The organism is Massilia paldalensis (genome assembly GCF_044901715.1).
In the GTDB taxonomy this organism is placed as follows: Bacteria; Pseudomonadota; Gammaproteobacteria; order Burkholderiales; family Burkholderiaceae_D; genus Telluria; species Telluria paldalensis.
In genome coordinates, this window is the sequence record NZ_JBJCIU010000007.1 from 1 (window position 1) to 19,306 (window position 19,306).

Here is a 19,306-nt window from a genome sequence, read left to right on the forward strand (position 1 = left end):
TACTCGCTCGCGGCCTCGCTGACCATGCGCACGGCGCGCTCGATGACTTCGGGGGAATACTTGGGTTGCTTCTTCATAGCTCCATTTTCTCAAACAATGGAGCCTCTACAAAATCCGGGGCGGTTCATTCCGCTGAGTTGCATATAAATTTGTTGGATTTCTCCGATGAGGCGCTACGACAGAGGTTACCAGTGTGGGAAGCCCTTTCGGAATTCTGGCTCGACACAGAGTTAACAGACATCCAACTCGACTGGATCGCTCGCTCAATCGCCGACTCTCCGTACTCTTTTTCAGAGATTCGCTCAATACATAACTTTGAAGTGGCCCCAGCCTTATGTGTGAACGCCGCGAGTCTCGCTGGCGAATGGGCAGGTTTTGAATCAGAGTGGCTAAAGTCAAGATGCATCAGATTCGCGCTTCGGCGCGCGTCGTACGGACATCGAATCAACGTATTTATACAACGTCCATTTTTTTGGTTCTTTACTGCTAGTTACTGGCGAGTTGTCTTACCTCGTGTGAAAAGATTAAGAAACGAAGTCTGCGAGTAGTCATCACAAATGCCCGCAAGGGGTCGATTGCGGTCATTCAATAGAAACAGCCTTCGGACAGGAGTGGACGATTGGCGTTCAATACCCAGGGATCTGATTTTGATCGAAACTCAAGAAGGAGTGTCTTCAAGATTCGGCGTCGCGGGCAGTCCGCCCGTTGCTGGCCAAAAGCTTGGGGTTGCGCTTGCAACAGTCGGGAAGTTACCAATTAATGGATTACGCATTTGCCTTGACGGAACGTGCGGGTGGTTCATCTGGTGTGGCAAAGATGCTTCTACCGCTCCCAACTTTTATCAGCCGCTTCACGTCGAACACATCGCCGGCTATTTGCCGTCAGTCATACCTTACTTGTCACTGCCGCCGGGCTACAGATTTCATATCGCTGAAGGATACGAAGACGTCTGGTTCGACTCGACGCTGTTAGGGGACAAGTGACCGTCCGATTCAAGCCCACGGCTGCTTTCCAGAACCTTCTCAAATGGGCCAGAAGCGGCCGTTGATACGTTTGCACACTTAAAATCGTTGATTGCGGATGAGTATCCCTATAAATATCGAAGGTAAGCTGCTAAATAGCGAACACACCGACCATAGCGTAATCGTACGGAGCGATGCTGAGGCGACCGGAGGGTTCTTGATTTACGAATGGTGGATGGGTTCGACAGGACCGAACGAGCACGGTGCATTCGACAACTGGGTCGAGGACGAAACTGAGCTTGCAGCGTACTTTGACGAAGCCGGTTGGCAGGTTGATTGGGACAATCCCGGCTAGTACGCAGAGAACATCGTTATGCTCGCCATGTCTGCTCTGGGTCGCTTGCCGCCGGTCGTGACAGTACGCGACTTTTCCTCAGCAGCATCTTGCTATGCTGTTCCGACCGGCCGGGTTCGGCCATGAGCGGTCCTTCGCACACCAATTTCTTATAGCTATGAAACTACTTAAAGGCGAGTTCGTTCAACTCGATGGGTTGCCTGCAGTTGTTGTTGGATTACCCGGTGATCCGGGCGTCCCAAATGACCATGTAGCCCTTTGGTTTGGACATGCGGGGGCCGTACGAAAGTCACAAGGCGGGACGGGCGACATTGTTCCTGAGGTGTGGACGGTGCCAACGGATCTATGTGAATCCCGGATGGCTCCTAAGTTTAACCACTGAGATACGGTTATTTTTATTGTCCGCTCCGGGTCGGTTCCGGACGGCCGTAACCGTTCGTGACTTTTCCGGCATCGCAAACTGCTATGCTGAGTTGAACGGCTGGGTTCGGCCAAATGCGATCATTGATGGCCCGTGTCATCACCCGAACGGCAACAGAACATATGCGCGCAAAGATTTATGACCGGCATGGCATTCAGATCTTCGAAGAGGACTGCCGGTTCTTCGTCCGCTACGATGCTGGCGCCCACATGATAGCCCCACGATTGGACGAGATCTCTCAAGAAGAGGCTGGCCGAGCGATGACCAGGCCTACAGCCGCAGAGCATGTCCTGCTTACATTGCAAAAGCGTTTGCAAGCAGCCGGTATTGATCCTTACAAGGCGAATATTTAGGCGAGCGTCCGCAATGGGTCGGAAGCCGCCGTTCGAGCACCGTACAGCCCGAGGCATATCCGTGGAACGGTCGAAAGGCAGATTAAAAAACGCTAGCTGGCACCCGCAGTCCAGCCGGTGCCGACGCAAGGAAAAACGATGTTCCGAAATTTCAAGATACTGCGCAGCCTTCCATTGTCGGCTGCGGCAGCCCTCGCTTTACTCACCGTCGCCGGTACGGCAAGCGCTGCATCGATGCAGGAGGTGGATGCCGCTTTCAGAAAGTATGGCTTCGAATACCGCAAGGCCGAACGTCCGTACGGCTTGCCGATCAAGGCCACGCTGTCCCGAGTGAACATTGGCGACAAGACCTATGAACTGGACCTGGCAAGCCCTCTCACCAGGCAGGGCGTGGATGGCGCGATCCACGATTATTTGTTGCGGCACGCGGCCGATGAACTGCACGTGATCAGCATGCTCGTGGGTGTACCGATGGGAACGATCAAAGTCGATCCGGACCAGGCATCCGTGGAGGAACTGCACTCGGCCCTGATCAAGCCCCCCTTTGCATCATGGCGCGCCCGGCTCGCGCCCTTCGAGGACAACGGCGTCACCATCCAGGCGCACTGCGACTTCCACTTCGTGCAACTGGAGGGAAAGTACTACCAGCTGTACTTCGAGGATGGCGGTTCGTACAAAACAAGCCACGAGCCGGGTTGCGACATGCGTCGTAGCGACTATCGCCATACCAATTGAGACCTCTCGCCTGCGGGATCGACGGCACGCGGGGGTATGCGCTCAGCGGCTGAGCGGATGCGCTGGTCGACTCAAGGCAGTCGAACTCGACAGCATCCCGGGCATCAAGCAGCCGCCACGAACGACTCATGCGATGGAAAACCCGCGCGCATCCATGCCATGTCGATGCCGAGCCGGTCGACCACTTCTCCCGGCAGCGTGTCGATCACCGTGGGGGCGTCGTCCGGCGTGTCGGCCAGAAGACTGGCCAGGTGCACGACGCCAGCCAGGCGGGAGAAACGCGGTGCATCCATCGGCATCGATGCGCCCTCGACGGCGGTCACGATCCGATCCGGGAAATTCCAGCGCCGCGCCAACTCGGCCGTGATCGCGCTCTCGGACAGCCCCAGCAAACGTCGTTCTCGCTCCCAGCGCGCGCCAGGCAGGTGCGGCAGCTGTTCGATCTCCGCGAACGCCGACGGCGCCACTTGGTAGATCAACAGTTCGCCCAGTCGCAGGATCATGCCGGCCAGCCAGGCGTCGTTGCCATCCACGTTGGCGCCCCTGGAAAGCCAGCGGGCGTAGCCTGCGCACGTCATGCTGCTGTTCCAGAATTCCTTCGTATCCAGACCGGGCAATTGTGGGAATGACTCAGCGAAGCAGGCAGCCAGCGCGAGCGTGCGGATGTGGGCGATCCCCGTCAATGCGATGGCCTCGTCGAGCGAGCTGATGGTGCGGCTGGCGCCAAAGCGTGCACTATTGGCCAAGCGCATCAGCTTGGCCGTCAGGGCCGGATCACGTGCGATGATCGAGGCAATCTGTTTGGTGGAGATGTCCTCGTCGCCAAGACTGGCAATCAAGGCATGCGCCACGTCGGAAATCGTCGGCAGACGGACATGTTCAAAGAAGCTGGCAAGGGTAATCATGGCTCTACGTGGTATATCGTCCGGCGGACAACGTCAATACAATCTAGTGTAATGCCACTGCGCAATATTTTCGTGTTTTTCCGGATTTATCGTTTATATGTTGTCGAACCGCAACATCGCCCGAGGAGCACGTCGTTTCCCCGATGCTGACCGGAAGCGCGCAGGAGTGCTCGCCGTCGATACCATCATCTCTCCCCTTTTCCTCGCCTTCTCAAAAATCCAGTTTACAAGATTTACTTGTCCACTATACTGGATATCATGGACATAAACCTTCTCATTGCCGCCCGCATCCGCGCCCTGCGCGACGAGCGCGGCCTGTCGCTCGCAGCGCTGGCCGAGCGCAGCGGCGTCAGCCGCTCGAACATCTCGCTGATCGAACGGGGCGAGAGCAGCGCCACCGCCACCGTGCTCGACAAATTGAGCGCCGCGCTGGGCGTTACCGTCGCCTCGCTGTTCGAGCGCGATGCCGACGTTCCCTCGCCCGTCGCCCGCGCCGCCGATCAGCCGGTATGGACCGATCCCGGTTCCGGCTACGTGCGGCGCAACCTGTCGCCCTCGGTGCCGGCGCCGATCCAGCTGGTCGAGGTCAGCTTCCCGCCGGGCCAGCGCATCGCCTACGAGACGTCGGCGCGCGACGTCGACGTGCAGCAGCAGGTCTGGGTCATCGAAGGCACGATGGAAGTCGGTGTCGGCGACGAGCGCTGGCTGCTCGCCGCCGGCGACTGCCTGGCGATGCGCCTGGACCGGCCGATCACCTACCACAACCCGACCGCCGCGCCGGCGCGCTACCTGGTGGCGCTGGCGTCGCCGTCCCATCCACCCGCAAGGAGATCGACATGAATGGCCATCCAACGCTACGCACGCTCGGCGCCGACGAGGCAATCGTCCGCATTGGGGAACTGGCGCGGGTGCTGGTCGATTGCGTCGAGGATGGCGCGTCGGTCAGCTTCATGCTGCCGATGGCGCCGGACAAGGCCGAGCGTTTCTGGCGCGGCGTGGCGGCCGGCGTCGCGCGCGGCGAGCGCACGCTGCTCGTCGCCGAGGTGGACGAACGCATCGCCGGCACCGTGCAGCTGGTCACGGACCTGCCGGAGAACCAGCCGCACCGGGGCGAGGTCGCGAAGCTGCTGGTCCATCCGTCCGCGCGCCGCCTGGGCCTGGGACGGCTGCTGATGCAAGCCGTCGAGGACGCGGCACGCAGCCAGGGCCGCAGCGTGCTGGTGCTCGACACGTCGAACGCGGCCGCCGAACGCCTGTACGAAAGCCTCGGCTGGCAGCGCGTGGGCGCGGTGCCGGACTATGCCTGCCTGCCGGACGGGCCGCTGTGCGCGACCACCTTCTTCTACAAGCGCGTCGAGCGCGCCGCGGCGGGCATCGCCGAATTCGCTTGACCGGCTGCGCCGCCCTGCTCGATCATCGTCGCTCCAAAACTCATCGGGAGACGAACATGAAGCGACTGATCCTGGCCGGCATGCTGGCCCTCGGCACCGTGCACGCGGCCCAGGCCGACGACGCCCTCAAGGCGGCCATCGCGAGCAAGGACCGCACGCTCGCCAACGTGGCGCGCGACGCGGCGCGCCATCCGTACGAGACGCTGACCTTCTTCGGCATCCGGCCCGACATGACCGTGGTCGAGCTGGCGCCGGGCGGCGGCTGGTACACGGAGATCCTGGCGCCCTACCTGCGCGACAAGGGCAAGCTGATCGTCGCCGGCGAATCGCCGTCCTCGACCGATGCGGGCGCGCGCCGCTATGCCGACAACCTGGGCAAGAAACTGGCCGCGAACCCGGCCATGTACGGCAAGGTGCAGCGCGCCGTGTTCGAGCCGCCGCGCGCCTACGACATCGCCCCGGCCAACAGCGTCGACATGGTGCTCACCTTCCGCAACCTGCACAACTGGATGGGCGAAGGCGACGAGGGCCTGAAGAAGACGCTGGCGGAGGTCTACAAGGTCGTCAAGCCGGGCGGCATCCTCGGCATCGAGGACCATCGCCTGCCGGCGTCGCGCAAGGCCGGTTCCACCGGCGGCTACGTGCACCAGGACTACGTGATCAAGATGGCCGAGAGCGTCGGCTTCAAGTTCGTCGACAAGTCCGAGGTCAATGCCAACCCGAAGGACACGGCCGATTACGCGAAGGGCGTCTGGTCGCTGCCGCCGACGCTGGCCAACAAGGACGTCGACCGCGACAAGTACCTGGCGATCGGCGAGAGCGACCGCATGACGCTCAAGTTCGTCAAGCCGAAGTAAGCACCTTCCATTTTTCCAATACCGGGCCGGCCGGCGATGGCATCATGGCGTTTTCACAGGAGAACGCCATGATCAAAGGATTGCGCACCGTGAAGTACCCCGTCGCCGACCTGGCCCGGGCCAAGGACTGGTTCGCCGAAGCGTTCGGTACGGCGCCGTACTTCGACCAGCCGTTCTACGTCGGTTTCAATATCGGCGGCTTCGAGCTGGGCCTCGTCCCGGACGGCACGCCCGGCACCGCCGGCTCCGTCGTCTACTGGGGCGTGGACGACGTCGCTGCGGAAGCCGAGCGCCTGGTCCGGCTGGGCGCCACCGAGCACGAACCCGTGCAGGACGTGGGCGACGGCATCCGCGTGGCCGAATTGAAGGACCCGTTCGGCAACGTCATCGGCCTGATCGAGAACCCGCATTTCGACGCCGCCGCCGTGCGCTAGGAGCCTGTCCGGGCAGGCGCCAAGCGGCGACATCTGCATTTCATTCCGCGAAACCTGCCGCCTGTCGCAATGCGGGGTGCGTTGCCGCGCGCGGGGCCGTACAGTACGGTATCGCCACCGTACGGAGCTTCGCCATGCTGGAACTGCAGAACGTCACCAAAACCTTCGGCAAGCAGGTCACGGCCGTCGACGACCTGTCGCTGCGCCTGGACGCGGGCGTCGTCGGGCTGATCGGCCACAATGGCGCCGGCAAGACGACGCTGATGCAGATGATCGCCACGCTGGCGCGGCCCACCTCCGGCCGCATCCTGTTCGATGGCAGCGACATCGTGGCGAAGCCGGAGGCGATCCGCGCGCGCCTGGGCTACCTGCCGCAGGACTTCGGCGTCTACCGCAACGTGTCGGCGCTGGAATTCATGCAGTACTTCGCGGCGCTCAAGGGCGTACGCGACCCGGCGCGCATCCGCCGCCTGCTGGAACTCGTCAACCTGCACGAGCAGGCGAACCGCATGGCCAGCACCTTCTCGGGCGGCATGCTGCGCCGCCTCGGCATCGCCCAGGCGCTGCTGAACGACCCGGACATCCTCGTCGTCGACGAGCCGACGGCCGGCCTGGACCCGGAAGAGCGGCTGCGCTTTCGCAACCTGCTGGCCGAACTGGGCTTCCATAAACTCGTCATCATCTCGACGCACATCGTGTCCGACGTCGAGACCATCGCCGGCCATCTTGCCATCATGAGGAGCGGCCGGCTGGTCGCCTTCGACACGCCGGATGACATCCTCGGCCGCGCGCGCGGCCAGGTCTGGACGGCCAGCGTCGACGCGGCCGAATACGACAGCCTGCGCGCCTCCACCCACGTGCTGCAGGCCCTGCGCCAGGGCAGCCGCTTCGCGCTGCGCATCGCCCATCCGGGACCTCCCTGCCTGGGCGCGCAGCCGGCCGAGCCGAGCCTGGAAGAAGCGCTGATGGCGCAGCGCTACGCGGTGAAGGAAGCGGCATGAATGCCTACCTGATCCGCACGTTGGCCCTGCTGGAAGCCAGGACGCGGCTGCGCCGGCTGTCGACGCTGGCGACGCTGCTGGCGATCGTCGCGCTCACCTGGCTGATGATCTCCGACCCGTCCACCGGCCGCACGCTGATCGCCATGGGCGGCGCGCGCGTGCGCTACACCAGTTCGGCGCTGGCGCTGGGCAGCGCCGCCCAGGCCTCGCTGCTGTTCGCGCTGGCCGGCTTCTACCTGCTGCGCGGACGCATGGCCGAGGACCTGCGCAGCGGCCTCGCGGGCGTCATCGGCGCCAGCCCGGCCGGCAATGCGTCCTTCCTGCTGGCGCGCTGGTGCGGCGGCGTGCTGTACCTGTTGGCGCTCGTGGCCGCCTTCATGGCCACGATCCTCGCCTGCCACCTGCTGCGCGGAGAAGGCCCGCTCGAACCGCTCGTCTACCTGCAGACCTATGCGCTGGTCATGGGGCCCATGATCCTGTTCGCCGCCAGCTGCGCGCTGCTGTTCGACAGCTGGGCGCCGCTGATGGGCAAGGCCGGCGACCTGCTGTACTTCGTCATCTGGATGAGCCAGGTCGGCATGATGGCCGGCGTGGTCGAAGGCGCGGGACCCACCGCCATCCCCGTCGACTTCACGGGCATGAGCGCCGTGATCGCCACGCTGGCCGCCTATGGCGACTTCCGCGACACGATGGTCGGCATCGCCAGCTTCGACCCGCACCTGGCCCCGCTGACGCTCCCGGCCTGGACGTGGACGGCCCGGGTAGCCGGCGTGCGCTGCGTCGCCGCCGTGCTGGCCCTGGTCCCGCTGCTGCTCGCGATGCGCCTGTTCCACCGCTTTTCGCCGGACCGCGTGAAGCCGGCCCGCGCCCGTGCGCGCCGCTCGCCGCTGGCGCTGCTCAACAGCTGGCTGCGTCCGCTGGCGCGGCTGGCGCAACCGCTGTTCGCCCTGTCCGCGCGCCTGCACGGCATGGCGGGACAGGTGCTGGCCGACGTCGCCCTGACCCTGGCGGGGGCGCCGGCCGCCATCGCCGCGCTGCTGGCGGCCCAGGTGCTCGCGCTGGCGCTCGATGCGCGCATGCTGCCGGGCCTTGCGGTCGCCTGCGTCGCCTTCTGGGGCATCCTCGCGAGCGAGCTGTCCACGCGCGACGGCGACGCCGCCCTGGACGGCATGGGTGCCGCCGTCGCGGGCGGCGCCGCGCGGCGCTACTGGCGCCAGCTGGCGGCCGCCCTGGTGCTGGGCCTGATGTTCACGGGGGTGGCCGCGCTGCGGCTGGCCGTTGCGGCACCGCTGCGCGCCGGCGCCCTGGTGGCAGGGATGTTCGCACTGGCGGCGCTGGCCACGCTGCTGGGACGCGCGAGCGGCACGGCGCGCACCTTCCTGGCGCTGTTCCTGTTCGGGCTGTACGTCAGCATCAGCGCCGCCGACGTGCCGGCGCTGGACGTGGTCGGCTTCCACGGCACGGCCACGCTCCCCTCCGTGCTGGCCTGGCTGGGCGTGGGCGGGCTCGCCGCCCTGGCCGGCTACCTGTGGAACCGCCACGCCCTGGCGCACGGCTGACCGGTTCGCCGCAGGCCGCGCACGGCTGGTCGCAGCATGCTGGACCCGCGCATGCGCGAGCGCTAGCGTGGGGACTTTCATCACACCGGGAGTCCTCATGCACGCCAGCCGCCTGTTCTCGACCTTCGCCCTCCTCGCCGCCTGCTGCCTCGCGCCGGCGCGCGCAGCCGACGATGCGCATGCCGCCGACCGCGCCGCGATCCAGCAGGTCGTGCAACAGTTCCAGGACGCCATCAAGGCCCACGACGGCAAGAAGCTGGGCTCCCTGTTCCTGCAGGACCACGACAGCTGGATCTCGGTTCTCGACGACCGCACCTGGAAGGCTGCCAAGGCACGCTTCCCGGATGCGGAGAAGTACCGGAGATCGAGTTGGAAAAGGTTCGCGGCCATGATCCAGGACGACAAGGGTGGGCCCGTCGAGGAGCGCTTCTACAACGTGCGCATCGAGACCAACGGCACGGTGGGCTCAGTCTACTTCGACTTCGACTTCCTCGACGACGGCAAGGTCACCAACCGCGGCGCCGAATCCTGGCAGATGGTGCATGCGGAGGACGGCTGGAAAATCAGCTCCATGCTGTTCTCCATCGATCGATAAGCCGCTAGAATTGCAGCGCCAACATCGTTCCGGACCCATCGCGTGAAACAAGCGACGCCCCTGCTCGTCCCCGTCCTCGCCGCCCTGCCGGTCTGCGCCTGCATGGCGATCCTGGGCCTGCCAGCGCTCGGCCACGGCCACGCGATCTGGTTCCGTGCCATGTACATCGCGGCCTGCATGGCGTGGATCGTGCTGCTGGCGGCGCTGCAAAGGACCATGTGGCGGCGCGACGTGCACTGGCTGCCCACGGGCCTCGTGCTGGTGAGCGCCAGCTACGCCATGTCGGTGCTGAACAACCTGCTGGGCCAGCGCCTGGAGATCGGGCTGGGCCTGATGGACCGCTACCACTGGGACGAGCTGACGCGGGGCCTGGACGGCTGCTGGCTGGCGCTGCTCGTGTTCTGCGCCGTGCATGCGCTGGCCGTCTACTACCTGTCGCTGCAGGGCGCCCAGCTGCGCCTGGCCCAGGCCCAGGCGGCCGCGCGCGACGCCGAGCTGCGCGCGCTGCGCCTGCAGGTCAATCCCCACTTCCTGTTCAATACGCTGAACGCCATTTCCGCCCTGGTCGCGGCCGAGGCGAACGGCGATGCCAACCGCATGATCGGGCGCGTGGCCGACTTCCTGCGCGCCACGCTGGCCCACGACGGCCGCCACGAACACGCGCTGGCCGAGGAACTGGCGCTCACCGAGGCCTACCTCGACATCGAAAAGGCGCGCCTGGGCACGCGCCTGCAGCTGACCATGAAGGCGGGCCCGGACCTGCTCGACGCCGCCGTGCCCTACCTGATGCTGCAGCCGCTGGTGGAGAACGCGATCCGCCACGGCATCGCACCGCTGGCCGCGCCGGGACGCCTCGACATCCGCATCGGTCGCGAGGGCGGCCGGCTGCTGGTCGACGTGAGCAACGACGGCCGTCGCGGCGCGGACGCGGACGGAGCGACTGGCGCGGGCGGCGGCATCGGCCTGGCCAACGTCGCCGAGCGCCTGCGCCACCTGTACGGGGACGACCAGCAGGTCGATGCCGGCTGGCGCGCCGACGGCCGCTTCGGGGTGCGCATCGCGCTGCCGCTGCAGCGCACCGGCCGCGCGGCGGCGAACGACGCCAGGGTGGCGGCATGAACGTAATGAGCAGAATGAACGTCAGGCTGCGCGTCGCAATCGTCGACGACGAGCCGCTGGCCCGCCTGGCCGTGCGCACGCGCCTGGCCAGGCATCCCGGCATCGAACTGGTGGCGGAATACGGCGACGGCGACACGGCTGCCGCCGGCCTCGCCGACGTCTGCCCCGACCTCGTGTTCATGGACGTCGAGATGCCCGGCCGCAGCGGCCTCGAGGTGCTGGCGAGCCTGCCGCGCCAGACCAGGCCGATGGCGATCCTGCTGACGGCTTACGACGGCTTCGCGCTGCAGGCCTTCGAGCTGGCCGCCATCGACTACCTGCTCAAGCCGATCGACGACGAGCGCCTGGACGAGGCGCTGGAGCGCGCGCTGGCCGCCTGGCCCTGGCGGCGCGCGCCGCTGCCCGCCCAGGCCCCCTGGACGCGCACCTTCAGCGTGCGCGCCGGCAGCCGCACCGTCCTCGTCGACGTCGCCGACGTCGAGCATATCGAGGCCGACGGCGACTACGCCACGCTGCACGTCCAGGGCAAGGAATACCTGGTGCGCGAACGCCTGCACGCGCTGGCGCTGCGCCTCGATCCGCAGCAGTTCCAGCGCGTGCACCGCTCCAGCATCGTGCGCCTGGACATGGTGGCCGAGCTGCGCGCGCTGACCAACCGCGACGCCGTGCTGCGCCTGCGCGACGGCACGCTGCTGCGCGCCAGCCGCACCTACATGCCGGCGCTTGCCGACGCGCTGGCACGGCGCGCCCGCGCCGCCGATACCGATACCGACACCGTTTCCCTCCTGGCCCCGAAAGTCGCCTGATGCCCCCTTCCACCATCCGCCTGCAGGGCCTGGATACCCTGCGCGCCTGCGCCATCGTGCTCGTGCTGATGTCCCACTATGCCGGCTTCGTCAGCCACGCGCCGACCTTCGGCATCCTCGGCGAGGTGGGCTGGTCCGGCGTCGACCTGTTCTTCGTGCTGAGCGGCTACCTGATCGGCAACCAGCTGCTCGCGCCCGTCGCGCGCGGCGAAACCTGGTCGACCGGGAGCTTCTTCGCGCGCCGCCTGCTGCGCACGCTGCCCAACTACTACGCCATGCTGGCGATCTACCTGCTGCTGCCGCACGGCCCGATCGCCGGCTCCGGCATGCCGCCGCTGTGGCAGATGCTGACCTTCACGCAGAACATGGGACTGGCCTACGGACAGACCTTCACCCACTCCTGGTCGCTGTGCATCGAGGAACAGTTCTACGTCGTGCTGCCGCTGGCCGTGCTGGCACTGGCACGCGTGCGCCGGCCGGCGCGCCTGGCCTGGTGCGTGCTGCTCGGCGCGGCAGCGCTGGGCGTGGCGGCCCGTGCCGCCGCCATGCTGCACGGCGGCCACGACGCATTCGCGGCCGAGGTCTACTACTCGACCCTGTGCCGCTTCGGCGGACTGCTGCCCGGCGTCGCCATCGCCATGCTGAAGAACTTCCATCCCGCCCTCTTCGCGCGGCTGCAAGCGCATGCGAACGCCATCTTCGCGGCCGGCCTGGCGACGACGGCGTCCGTGCTGTACGCCATCGCCGAGGAAAACATCAGTCCTTTCGCCGCGACGACGTTCGGCTTTCCGCTGGTGGCGGCCGGCTTCGGCCTGCTGGTACTGTCCGCGCTCGGCCCGCGCTGCATCCTGAACCGGGTGCGCGTTCCCGGCGCCGCCAGCCTCGCGCTCTGGTCCTACGCCGTCTACCTGGCGCACAAGCCGATCTTCATGGCGATCCGCCCGCAGGCCGGGCGCCTGGGCATCGATACCGGCGCGCCATGGTGGATCGCCGCCATCATGGCAGCGGGCATCGGGGGCGGCTGGCTGCTCTACCGGGTGGTGGAAACCCCGTTCATGCGCCTGCGCGAACGCTGGTATCCGGCCCGGCCGGCGCCTGCCGTGGCGGCCGCCCAGGCGCCGGGCGGCACGGCCGTGCAACCCTGAAACCTCGGCACGGCGTGGCCGCTTTCACTTAGAATCGAGGTTTTGGGCTCTCCGACGGAGCAGTTTTGCATCACCCGAACGTCCTTCCCTCTTCCGGCGCGCCGATCCGCGTCCTGGTCGCCGACGACCACCCCCTCATGCTCGACGGGATCGCGACCGCCCTCGAACGCCAGGGCGGCTTCGAGATCGTGACGCGCCTCCACGATGGCGAGGCGGCCATCGAGGCATGGGAGCGCGCACGCCCCGACGTCGGTTTGATCGACCTGCAGATGCCCATCAAGGACGGCATCGAGACGATCCGCACGATCCGTTCGCTCGACCCCGGCGCGCGCCTGGTCGTGCTGACGACCTACCGGGGCGACGCCCGCATCGCGATGGCGCTCAAGGCCGGCGCCCGCGCCTACCTCGGCAAGAACGCCGGCGGCGACGAGCTGGCCCGCACCGTGCGCGACGTGCACGAGGGCCGCTACGTGCTGCCGCAGGCACTGCGCCAGGAAGTGACGCGCCATTACGCGGGCGACGCACTGTCGCCGCGCGAACTGGACGTGCTGCGCCTGGCCGCGCGCGGCCGCTCGAACCGCGAGATCGCCGCGCTGCTGGGCATCGGCGAAGCCACGGTCAAGACCCACATGAGCACCATGCTCGTCAAGCTTGGCGCCAGCGACCGCACCCATGCGGTCACGCTGGCGGCGCAGCGCGGGTTCATCGACTTCTGAACGTGCCCCCCGGACCGGCGACCATGAAGGTTTTCCTGACCTCCCTCCGCCAAGCGCTGCACGGGCTGGCCGGCCTGCTGGCCGCCGCCGCGATGCAGGCCGCGGCGGCCGGCCCCGCGCTGTCGAACTACCAGCACACGCGCTGGACGCAGGAAAACGGCGGCCCGCCCCAGGTGAGCGCCATGGTGCAGACGAGCGACGGCTGGCTGTGGCTGAACACCATCGACGGCCTGTACCGCTTCGACGGCCTGCGTTTCGAACGCTACGCGCTGCCCGGCGGGACGGCGCCGAAGCGCATCTTCAATATCGAGGCGCACGGCCGCGACCTCTATCTCACCTATCTGGGACGTGGCCTCGCGGTACTGCACCCGGACGGGCGCCTTGAGGAACTCTCGGCCGGCGCAGGCAGCCCGGAACGGCCTATTTTCGCCGTTGCCGTCGACGCCGAGGGCAGCATCTGGACCGCCGGCGTCGAGGGACTCCACCGTTTGCACAAGGGACGCTGGACCCTCGTACAGGAAGGACCAGAATGGCGCACGTCGGAATTCGGTAGCCTGCTGCGCGACGGCGACGGTACGATCTGGGCCGCGAACGCCTACGGCACGTGGCGCCTGGACCGGACGCGTGGGCGCTTCGACAAGTTGTCCGGGCGTGGAGGACGGCTCGCGCTGGCGCCTGACGGGGGCGTATGGCTGCTGGGAGACCGGGCGGAATACGCCCTGCGACTGGGAGGATCGGCCAGCGCCGGCGCGACCGCGGCCGATGTCGATGCGGGCTACGCGCATAATACGGGCCTGTTCGATGCCGACGGCACGCTATGGTCGCTCGAGTGCCCGGAACGGCTGTGCCTCGTGCCGGATGCGGCCAAGCGCTCGGCGCTGGCGCCCCGGCGCGACGCCAGCGTGCGCATGCCACCCTCCTTCCCCTTGTCCGGCAACGATGCCGCGCTCGTCATGCGCGACCGCGAGGGCGACCTGTGGATCTCGACCGAGGCGGGCCTGGACCGCTTCCGCGCAAAGCGCGTGCTGCCGTCCGGCTTGGCCAAATCGGGCGACCGCTACACGATCGCCGCCGACGACACGGGCCAGGTCTGGGCAGCGGAGAAAGGCACGGGTACGCTGTGGCGCCTGGCGCCGGGCCAGGCGCCCCGCGCAGAACCGGGCGCGTGGGCCAACGTGGTGGCGAACAGTCCCGACGACACCCTGCTCGTCGCGGGCAAGCGCAGCATCCAGCGCCGCTCGCGCACCGGCCGCGAGGACATCTCGCTGCCGCCCGGGCCGGACGGCAAACCGACCGACATGCACGTCATAGGCATCCTCGACGACGGCAAGATCATGTGGGTGGCGGCGCCGGAAGCGGGCCTGATCGGCTGGAATGGCAAGGCGTGGCTGCCGCGCAGCGCCTTCAACCTGCCGCGCGACATTTACCTGGCGGTGCGCGACGAAGACGGACGCCTGTGGCTGGCGACGTCGGAGGGCAAACTGGTGCGCTACCAGGACGGCCGGCTGACGAGCTACGACATGCGCATGCTGGGGATGGGGTCCGGCATCTTTCCCGGCGAACCGCTGGTCGTCTCCGGCGACAAAGGCTCGGCGGTGTTCGAGAACGGCACGTTACGCCTTCTGCGCGCCGCCGATCCAGACGTCCTGCGCAATGTTTCGGGTCTGGTCGTGGGTGCCGATGGCGACCGCTGGCTGAACGGCACCGCCGGCCTGGTCCACGTGCAAGCCGCCGACTGGCAGCGCGCGATGCGCGATCCCACTACTTCCTTGCGCTACGAATTGTTCGACGCGCCCGAAGGCTTCCCCGGGCAGTCCACGGTGGGCACGCGCATGCCCACGGCACTCACCGCCGATGGCCGTCACCTGTGGTTCGTGGCAGGAGGCGGCGTCGTTACCGTCGACACGGCGAGCCTGCGCCGCAACACGGTGGCGCCGCAGCCGCTCATCCTCGACCTGGCCACCGACCAGCAACGCTTCGACGCCGCCGCGCCGCTGCGCCTGCCGCCGGGATCGAACAACTTCCGCATCCGCTACACGGCGCCGGCGCTGCGCGCGCCGGAGCGCCTGCAGTTCCAGTACCGCCTGGACGGCGTCGACGCCCTCTGGCAGGACGCCGGCACGCGGCGCATGACGGCCTATACGAACGTGGCGCCGGGCGACTACGTGTTCCGCGTGCGCGCCGTGAACGAGGACGGCGTCGCCAGCGCGCAGGATGCGGCCTTGCGCCTGACCGTGGAACCGACGCTGGCGCAAAGCCTGCCTTTCCGGATCGCCTGCGGCGTCCTGCTGGCGGCGCTGGCGTATGCGCTGCACCGCTACCGCGTGCGCCAGCTGACGCGCCGGCTGACGGAGCGCCTGCAGGTGCGCAACGACGAGCGCGAACGCATCGCCCGCACGCTGCACGACACCATCCTGCAGGCCGTGCAGGTGCTGATGCTCAGGCTCGACGGCCTGGCCGCGTCGCTGCCGGACGGCGACCGCGCGCGCGACGAGCTGCGTCGCGCGCTGGGCGACGCGGCCGGCGCGATCGACGCGGGCCGCGACCAGGTGCACGCGCTGCGCGGCGGCGCGCCGCGCCTGGAAGACGCGATCGAGGATTGCGCCGCCACGCTGCGCGGCATCCATCCGGGCGTCGCCTTCGCCTTGCGCATCGAGGGACGCGAGCGGCGGCTGGACGACGCGGTGGCCGACGAGGCGGCACACATCGTGTGCGAGGCGCTGCGCAACGCCTTTGCCCACGCCGGCGCGCGCCGCATCGAGGTGGTGCTCGGCTATGGCCGGCGCGCGTTCGATGCCAGCGTGCGCGACGACGGCCGCGGCCTCGATGCCGAGGTGGCCCGTACCGGCTACCGCAGCGGCCACTGGGGCCTGATCGGCATGCGCGAACGGGCCGAACGCATCGGCGCGCGGCTGGCGCTGGAGAGCCGGCCGGGCGGCGGCACCGCCGTCGTGCTGGCCGTGCCGGCCGCGCGTGCCTACGCCGGGGCCTGAAGCTCCCTATCCCCTGGCAGGGGACTTTTTGTGCACGCGCCGTGGCCGGACCGGTTGGAACCTGGGTGCCATTTTCGTCCATGAACATGGATAGTCATTCTACAAAATGCGGATTTCAACACCCATGTGGAAGGACTAGACTTCCTCCATCGATCAACGACGGAGGACACCATGAACAAATTCGCAGGAAAAATCGCACTCGTCACCGGCGGCTCGTCGGGCATCGGCCTGGCCACCGCCAAGCTGTTCGCGCAGGAAGGCGCACGGGTCTTCATCACCGGCCGCCGCCAGGCGGAGCTGGACGCGGCCGTCGAGGCCATCGGCCATGGCGCCATCGGGGTGCGCGCCGACTCGGCCAGCAACGCCGACCTGGACCGCCTGGTCGACACCATCCGCGAGCGCGCCGGCCGCATCGACGCGCTGTACGTGAACGCGGGCGGCGGCGGCATGCAGCCCCTCGGGCAAATCACCGAAGAGCAGTTCACCGACACCTTCGACCGCAACGTGAAAGGCCTGCTGTTCACCGTGCAGAAAGCGCTGCCGCTGCTGTCCGACGGCGCCGCCGTCGTGCTGACCGGTTCGACGGTGGGCATCATGGGCACGGCCGCGTTCAGCGTCTACAGCGCCAGCAAGGCCGCCGTGCGCAACCTGGCGCGCAGCTGGATCCTGGACCTGAAGGAGCGCAAGATCCGCGTCAACGTTGTCAGTCCCGGCCCCGTGCACACGCCGGGCCTGGTCGACCTGGCCGGCGACGACAAGGCCGCCCAACAGGGCCTGCTCGACTACCTGGCCAGCCAGGTACCGCTGGGGCGCGTGGCGCAGCCGGAAGAAATCGCCAAGGCCGTGCTGTTCCTGGCATCCGACGACGCCAGCTTCATCAACGGCGCCGAGCTGTTCGTCGACGGCGGCATGGCCCAAGTCTAATCTAACAGGAGCGAAACCATGACCGACAACGAACGCATCATCCGCCATCTCTACGAAGTCGCCGAAGTGCAGGACAGCGCCGCCTTCGTGAAGCTGTTCGCCGACGACGGCTACTTCTACGACGTCTCCGCGGGCGCGAAATACTATGGCCAGGACATCGGCAAGACGGTCGACATCTATGCGACCGCCTTCCCGGACATGCACCGCGAGCTGGGCAACTTCTACGTGACGGACGACACCATCATCGTCGAGCTATCGCTGAACGGCACGCACAAAGGCCCGCTGGTGATCCCGGCCGGGACGATCGCCCCGACCAACCAGCGCATCCAGGCACCCTGCTGCGACGTGTTCAAGCTGAAGGACGGCAAAGTCGAATTCTTCCACTGCTACACGGCGGCGACGATCCTGTTTGCCCAGCTGGGCATCCTGGGCAATATCGGGGCGGTGCTGCAGCCGCACGACGGGGCAGGGAACGCATCATGACTGCACACGACAAGACCCAGGCGACGGAATACGTCGTCAGCGCCTACTACCGCGTCCATCCGGAAGACCGCCAGACCTTCATCGACGCCGTCATCCCCGACATGACGGCGGCCGCAAAGATGCATGGTTGCGTGTACTACGCCTTCGCCCAGGACCTGACGGACCCGGACCTGTTCCACCTGACCGAAGGCTGGGCCGACGAAGCATCCTACGAGGCGCACGAGAACGCGCCGACCTTCCTGACGGCCTTGCGTACCGTCGTGGAGAATGTGCGCATCCTGGACCGCCAGGGCGTGCGCTACCAGGTGGCGAAGATCGTACTGGACGACCCGCGCGGACGCGTGGCCGACTAGCAGCGCGCGCCGTCGCCCTGTGCAGGCGTGATGGTGCCATTGGCACTGTCACCCTGATTGTTCATGCATCGTAGCTGCGCCGGCAAGATTGGGCGCCTGCCTGCGCAGGGGCGACGTGGCTTCAGATCCCCCCGCCCTTCTGCTTGACGATCGGATCCTTCGTATGGGTCCAGCCGCTCAGCAGCGAATACCCCACCGCCAGCAGCGTCGGCCCGATGAACAGGCCGACGAAGCCGAAGGCGATCACGCCGCCCAGCACGCCCAGCAAGGTCAGAAGGAACGGCAGGCTGGAGCCGCGGCTGATCAGGACGGGACGCACGATGTTGTCGACGCCGCTGATGGCGAAGAAGCCCCACACCAGCATGAAGATGCCCCATCCCGTTTCTCCCTGGGAGAACAGCCAGACGGACGCGCCGCCCCAGATGACGGGCGGACCGACGGGGATCAGGGACGACACGAACACCAGCACCGAGAGCAGCAGCACGGCCGGCACGCCGGCCAGGGCGAAGCCGACGGCCGCCACCAGCGCCTGGGCCAGCGCCGTGCCGAGCAGGCCGTACATCACGCCGCGCACGGTCTGGCTGACGATGTCCATCACCGGCGCCGCTTCCTCGTCCATGATGCGCCGCATGGCCGCGCCGATGGCCGTCATCAGGGTGTCGCCGTCGCGGTAGAAGAAAAAGCTGACGAAGGCCGCGAGGCTCATCTGCACGACGCCGGTGCCGAGCATGATGCCGCCCGCCAGCAGCCAGCGGCGCGCCGGTTCGACCATGCGCTGCGCGAGTTCCAGCATCTGCTCGCGGCTGGCGACGAGCTGGCGCAGGTAGAGGTCGACCTGTTCGCCGACGAGGGGAATGTCGCGGATCCACGCCGGCGGCAGCAGTTCGCCGTGCGCCAGCGCGTACCGGAGCTGGTCGAAGGCGTTGCCGATGTTGTCGGCCAGGTTCCAGGCGACGAGGGCCAGCGGGATGATGACGAGCAGCGTCAGGGACAACGTCATGGTCAGCGCCGCGATGGTGCGGCGGCCGCGCATGTGGCGCAGCAGGCGCTGGTACAGGGGCCAGGAGGAGATGACGACGGCGGCGGCGAACAGGATCGCGGCCAGGAAGGGCCGCAGCACGTACAGGCAGCCGAGGCCCAGCAGGATGACGGCGGCGTAGCGGGTATAGTTTTTACCGAGTCGCCGCTCCATGCCACCT

The 19,306-nt window shown here is 67.2% G+C and carries 21 protein-coding genes; 19 read left to right on the top strand and 2 right to left on the bottom strand.

Going from position 1 to position 19,306, the window contains the following annotated elements; genetic code table 11:
• The first annotated feature begins 191 nt into the window (after nucleotides 1-191).
• The 4 genes from ACI1V7_RS28370 to ACI1V7_RS25300 all read left to right on the top strand — a co-directional run bounded on the left by ACI1V7_RS28370 (nucleotide 192) and on the right by ACI1V7_RS25300 (nucleotide 2,826).
• Nucleotides 192-548: a DUF7079 family protein gene (locus ACI1V7_RS28370; protein WP_425593030.1), complete on the top strand. Its 357-nt coding sequence runs from the start codon at nucleotides 192-194 to the stop codon at nucleotides 546-548.
• Between the two features lie 9 nt (nucleotides 549-557).
• Entirely contained in the window at nucleotides 558-983 is a 426-nt protein-coding gene (locus ACI1V7_RS28375; protein WP_425593029.1) for an immunity protein Imm33 domain-containing protein, read from the top strand.
• 841 nt (nucleotides 984-1,824) lie between these two features.
• Nucleotides 1,825-2,091 (top strand): hypothetical protein, encoded by a 267-nt coding sequence (locus ACI1V7_RS25295; RefSeq protein ID WP_404534825.1) that lies wholly within the window; start codon nucleotides 1,825-1,827, stop codon nucleotides 2,089-2,091.
• Nucleotides 2,092-2,229: 138 nt separating this feature from the next.
• The gene (locus ACI1V7_RS25300; protein WP_404534826.1) at nucleotides 2,230-2,826 is read left to right on the top strand and encodes a hypothetical protein; all 597 of its coding nucleotides are present in this window, start codon (nucleotides 2,230-2,232) and stop codon (nucleotides 2,824-2,826) included.
• Between the two features lie 104 nt (nucleotides 2,827-2,930).
• Here the strand turns inward: ACI1V7_RS25300 and ACI1V7_RS25305 are convergent, their stop codons facing one another.
• Entirely contained in the window at nucleotides 2,931-3,731 is an 801-nt protein-coding gene (locus tag ACI1V7_RS25305; protein WP_404534827.1) for an HDOD domain-containing protein, read from the bottom strand.
• Between the two features lie 258 nt (nucleotides 3,732-3,989).
• Between ACI1V7_RS25305 and ACI1V7_RS25310 the strand changes: the two genes are divergently transcribed.
• From ACI1V7_RS25310 to ACI1V7_RS25380, 15 genes are all read left to right on the top strand, one after another.
• Nucleotides 3,990-4,571: a helix-turn-helix domain-containing protein gene (locus ACI1V7_RS25310; RefSeq protein ID WP_404534828.1), complete on the top strand. Its 582-nt coding sequence runs from the start codon at nucleotides 3,990-3,992 to the stop codon at nucleotides 4,569-4,571.
• On the top strand, nucleotides 4,568-5,122 hold the full coding sequence (locus tag ACI1V7_RS25315) for a GNAT family N-acetyltransferase (protein WP_404534829.1): 555 nt from the start codon (nucleotides 4,568-4,570) through the stop codon (nucleotides 5,120-5,122). Before ACI1V7_RS25310 ends, ACI1V7_RS25315 begins: the two co-directional genes overlap by 4 nt.
• A 56-nt stretch (nucleotides 5,123-5,178) precedes the next feature.
• Nucleotides 5,179-5,979, top strand: a complete 801-nt coding sequence (locus ACI1V7_RS25320) for a class I SAM-dependent methyltransferase (RefSeq protein ID WP_404534830.1) — start codon at nucleotides 5,179-5,181, stop codon at nucleotides 5,977-5,979.
• A 68-nt stretch (nucleotides 5,980-6,047) separates the two neighbouring features.
• Nucleotides 6,048-6,413 carry a VOC family protein gene (locus tag ACI1V7_RS25325; RefSeq protein WP_404534831.1) on the top strand — a complete coding sequence of 122 codons (366 nt, stop codon included), beginning with the start codon at nucleotides 6,048-6,050 and terminating at the stop codon, nucleotides 6,411-6,413.
• 134 nt (nucleotides 6,414-6,547) lie between these two features.
• Complete coding sequence (locus tag ACI1V7_RS25330) at nucleotides 6,548-7,414, top strand: ATP-binding cassette domain-containing protein (protein ID WP_404534832.1); 867 nt, start codon at nucleotides 6,548-6,550, stop codon at nucleotides 7,412-7,414.
• The gene (locus ACI1V7_RS25335) at nucleotides 7,411-8,973 is read left to right on the top strand and encodes a hypothetical protein (RefSeq protein ID WP_404534833.1); all 1,563 of its coding nucleotides are present in this window, start codon (nucleotides 7,411-7,413) and stop codon (nucleotides 8,971-8,973) included. Before ACI1V7_RS25330 ends, ACI1V7_RS25335 begins: the two co-directional genes overlap by 4 nt.
• 97 nt (nucleotides 8,974-9,070) lie before the next feature.
• Nucleotides 9,071-9,568, top strand: coding sequence for a nuclear transport factor 2 family protein (locus ACI1V7_RS25340; RefSeq protein ID WP_404534834.1), 498 nt, complete (start codon nucleotides 9,071-9,073; stop codon nucleotides 9,566-9,568).
• A 42-nt stretch (nucleotides 9,569-9,610) separates the two neighbouring features.
• The gene (locus tag ACI1V7_RS25345; protein ID WP_404534836.1) at nucleotides 9,611-10,687 is read left to right on the top strand and encodes a sensor histidine kinase; all 1,077 of its coding nucleotides are present in this window, start codon (nucleotides 9,611-9,613) and stop codon (nucleotides 10,685-10,687) included.
• Between the two features lie 5 nt (nucleotides 10,688-10,692).
• On the top strand, nucleotides 10,693-11,493 hold the full coding sequence (locus tag ACI1V7_RS25350) for a LytR/AlgR family response regulator transcription factor (RefSeq protein ID WP_404534838.1): 801 nt from the start codon (nucleotides 10,693-10,695) through the stop codon (nucleotides 11,491-11,493).
• Nucleotides 11,493-12,638 (top strand): acyltransferase family protein, encoded by a 1,146-nt coding sequence (locus ACI1V7_RS25355; RefSeq protein WP_404534840.1) that lies wholly within the window; start codon nucleotides 11,493-11,495, stop codon nucleotides 12,636-12,638. The genes ACI1V7_RS25350 and ACI1V7_RS25355 overlap by 1 nt, the downstream gene beginning before the upstream one ends.
• A gap of 65 nt (nucleotides 12,639-12,703) precedes the next feature.
• Entirely contained in the window at nucleotides 12,704-13,354 is a 651-nt protein-coding gene (locus tag ACI1V7_RS25360) for a response regulator (RefSeq protein ID WP_404534842.1), read from the top strand.
• A 23-nt stretch (nucleotides 13,355-13,377) separates the two neighbouring features.
• Entirely contained in the window at nucleotides 13,378-16,347 is a 2,970-nt protein-coding gene (locus ACI1V7_RS25365) for a sensor histidine kinase (RefSeq protein ID WP_404534844.1), read from the top strand.
• Nucleotides 16,348-16,518: 171 nt separating this feature from the next.
• Nucleotides 16,519-17,271, top strand: coding sequence for an SDR family oxidoreductase (locus ACI1V7_RS25370; RefSeq protein WP_404534846.1), 753 nt, complete (start codon nucleotides 16,519-16,521; stop codon nucleotides 17,269-17,271).
• 18 nt (nucleotides 17,272-17,289) lie between these two features.
• Nucleotides 17,290-17,754, top strand: coding sequence for a nuclear transport factor 2 family protein (locus ACI1V7_RS25375; RefSeq protein WP_404534848.1), 465 nt, complete (start codon nucleotides 17,290-17,292; stop codon nucleotides 17,752-17,754).
• Nucleotides 17,751-18,107, top strand: coding sequence for a putative quinol monooxygenase (locus ACI1V7_RS25380; RefSeq protein ID WP_404534850.1), 357 nt, complete (start codon nucleotides 17,751-17,753; stop codon nucleotides 18,105-18,107). The genes ACI1V7_RS25375 and ACI1V7_RS25380 overlap by 4 nt, the downstream gene beginning before the upstream one ends.
• A 121-nt stretch (nucleotides 18,108-18,228) precedes the next feature.
• On the opposite strand, the gene ACI1V7_RS25385 is transcribed toward ACI1V7_RS25380, so the two are convergent.
• On the bottom strand, nucleotides 18,229-19,299 hold the full coding sequence (locus ACI1V7_RS25385; RefSeq protein WP_404534853.1) for an AI-2E family transporter: 1,071 nt from the start codon (nucleotides 19,297-19,299) through the stop codon (nucleotides 18,229-18,231).
• Nucleotides 19,300-19,306 lie beyond the last annotated feature (7 nt).

Bases quoted from the DNA above. Each gene is read 5' to 3' on its own strand.
- ACI1V7_RS28375 (WP_425593029.1), top strand. From the start codon at position 558: ATGCCCGCAAGGGGTCGATTGCGGTCATTCAATAGAAACAGCCTTCGG.
- ACI1V7_RS25295 (WP_404534825.1), top strand. From the start codon at position 1,825: ATGGCCCGTGTCATCACCCGAACGGCAACAGAACATATGCGCGCAAAG.
- ACI1V7_RS25300 (WP_404534826.1), top strand. From the start codon at position 2,230: ATGTTCCGAAATTTCAAGATACTGCGCAGCCTTCCATTGTCGGCTGCG.
- ACI1V7_RS25305 (WP_404534827.1), bottom strand. From the start codon at position 3,731: ATGATTACCCTTGCCAGCTTCTTTGAACATGTCCGTCTGCCGACGATT.
- ACI1V7_RS25310 (WP_404534828.1), top strand. From the start codon at position 3,990: ATGGACATAAACCTTCTCATTGCCGCCCGCATCCGCGCCCTGCGCGAC.
- ACI1V7_RS25315 (WP_404534829.1), top strand. From the start codon at position 4,568: ATGAATGGCCATCCAACGCTACGCACGCTCGGCGCCGACGAGGCAATC.
- ACI1V7_RS25320 (WP_404534830.1), top strand. From the start codon at position 5,179: ATGAAGCGACTGATCCTGGCCGGCATGCTGGCCCTCGGCACCGTGCAC.
- ACI1V7_RS25325 (WP_404534831.1), top strand. From the start codon at position 6,048: ATGATCAAAGGATTGCGCACCGTGAAGTACCCCGTCGCCGACCTGGCC.
- ACI1V7_RS25330 (WP_404534832.1), top strand. From the start codon at position 6,548: ATGCTGGAACTGCAGAACGTCACCAAAACCTTCGGCAAGCAGGTCACG.
- ACI1V7_RS25335 (WP_404534833.1), top strand. From the start codon at position 7,411: ATGAATGCCTACCTGATCCGCACGTTGGCCCTGCTGGAAGCCAGGACG.
- ACI1V7_RS25340 (WP_404534834.1), top strand. From the start codon at position 9,071: ATGCACGCCAGCCGCCTGTTCTCGACCTTCGCCCTCCTCGCCGCCTGC.
- ACI1V7_RS25350 (WP_404534838.1), top strand. From the start codon at position 10,693: ATGAGCAGAATGAACGTCAGGCTGCGCGTCGCAATCGTCGACGACGAG.
- ACI1V7_RS25355 (WP_404534840.1), top strand. From the start codon at position 11,493: ATGCCCCCTTCCACCATCCGCCTGCAGGGCCTGGATACCCTGCGCGCC.
- ACI1V7_RS25365 (WP_404534844.1), top strand. From the start codon at position 13,378: ATGAAGGTTTTCCTGACCTCCCTCCGCCAAGCGCTGCACGGGCTGGCC.
- ACI1V7_RS25370 (WP_404534846.1), top strand. From the start codon at position 16,519: ATGAACAAATTCGCAGGAAAAATCGCACTCGTCACCGGCGGCTCGTCG.
- ACI1V7_RS25375 (WP_404534848.1), top strand. From the start codon at position 17,290: ATGACCGACAACGAACGCATCATCCGCCATCTCTACGAAGTCGCCGAA.
- ACI1V7_RS25380 (WP_404534850.1), top strand. From the start codon at position 17,751: ATGACTGCACACGACAAGACCCAGGCGACGGAATACGTCGTCAGCGCC.
- ACI1V7_RS25385 (WP_404534853.1), bottom strand. From the start codon at position 19,299: ATGGAGCGGCGACTCGGTAAAAACTATACCCGCTACGCCGCCGTCATC.